Source organism: Gordonia sp. ALPHA1B1, assembly GCF_005502615.1.
In the GTDB taxonomy this organism is placed as follows: domain Bacteria; phylum Actinomycetota; class Actinomycetes; order Mycobacteriales; family Mycobacteriaceae; genus Gordonia; species Gordonia hongkongensis.
This window is the reverse complement of record NZ_SCOC01000088.1, coordinates 1-1,540: the sequence shown is the minus strand read 5'-3', so window position 1 is coordinate 1,540 and position 1,540 is coordinate 1. Positions and strand designations below refer to the sequence as shown.

The 1,540-nt window shown below is 63.8% G+C and carries 1 protein-coding gene; it reads right to left on the bottom strand.

The features are described from left to right. Positions 1-1,376: IS21 family transposase (istA, locus tag FFS52_RS23495; RefSeq protein WP_137811080.1), on the bottom strand; the 1,376-nt coding region annotated here is incomplete at its 3' end. Positions 1,377-1,540: the final 164 nt, after the last annotated feature.

Here is a 1,540-nt window from a genome sequence, read left to right as displayed (position 1 = left end):
CGCACATCGGCGGCCTTGAACCGTCGGAACGCCACCGCCCTGGTCAGGGCGGTGAGCACCTGTTCGTGGCCGTGGGAGGTGATGAGTCCGAGGATGTCATCGAGTTCACCGGCCAGGCGGGTATTACCGATCGCCGCGGCACCGACTAGGAACTGCTCGGCTGGTTCTCCGAGATCGCAGAACTGTTTTTCGGCAGCAGTTTTCGGTCGTGGTGCACGACTAAGGGGTGTGCGTGGCCCGCCGTAATGATCGTCGTTGAGGACCACCTCTCCTGGGGCAGCCAACGCATGCTCGGCGACCACCTCGCCCGAGGCGGGCTCGGCGATCAGGAGCGTTCCACCGTCCTGGAGGAGGGTCACGGTGGCGCCGATGAGCCGGTTAGGAACCGAGTAGCGGGCCGAGGCATACCGGATACAGGAAAGACGGTCGACTTTACGGGTGACAGGCGGCGGGCCGACCTGAGCACGCAGAGACGGTAACGCCGCCAACACTTTCCGTTCACTCACCAGCTGGTCAGTGGGCACCGTCAGCGTATCGCTGTGGCGTCGAGTGTTGACCTCGGCACACCAGTCCCACGCAGCCCGGTTCGCCAGATGCACATCCAGCTGCACGTCGTCGCGACCCGCGGCGATCTTGGCTTCGGTCCACAACGGCTGCGCCAGATCCGACTGCGCGTACCCGCACAGGTTCTCCACGATCCCCTTCGACTCCGGATCGGCGCCGTGACAGAAGTCCGGGGCGAACCCGTAGTGGGTGGCAAACCGCACATACGTGGGGGTGGGTACGACAACGTTGGCGACGACTCCACCTTTGAGGCAGCCCATCCGATCAGCAAGTACCTTGTTGGGCACTCCACCGATCTCCTCGAAGGCTTCAGCAATGAATCCGAGTGTGGTGGTGGCTGTTTCGTTGGTGGCGAACCGAACGAACCGCCAGCGTGAGAACGCCAGCACCGCGCAGAACATGTGTAACCCGCCGATCACCGCCCAATCGATGACCAGGTAGTCACCCGGAGCCCACACTGCCGGGCGACGGCCGCGGTGATGCTCACGGCGCCACTGCGTTTTCTCCTGGGCGACCAGACGACGGAAATTCCGCGCCGACCCCTCATATCCTGCCGCTCGCGCTACCGGTAGCAGCCGTTTGGCAGTGATCCGGCCGTGTGACCGCGCGACTCGCTGCGCGACGAGCTGGGCCACCGCATCGTAGTTGCGGGCCCGTTCCTTGCGATCGGGTGGTTGATCGTCGGCTTCGAACCGATCGACCACGCGCTTGACGGTCTTGTGGGTGGTGCCGCACACCTCGGCTGCGGCGCGATAGCTTCCGAGTTCTCGGTAAGCAGAAATGATGTCCATACGGTCCTTCGCAGACTTCAATGGAACTCCCGGGCGGTGATGGTGATCGGTTGGCACCTTCACCGTCATCGCCTGGGCCTTCAGTTCCGGGTCGACACGACGAACACAGGGTGGGGACTTTTATCTGGCCACCAGCGGGGACCTCGACCTGGCCACCAGTGGGGACTTTCTCATGGCCATGGACA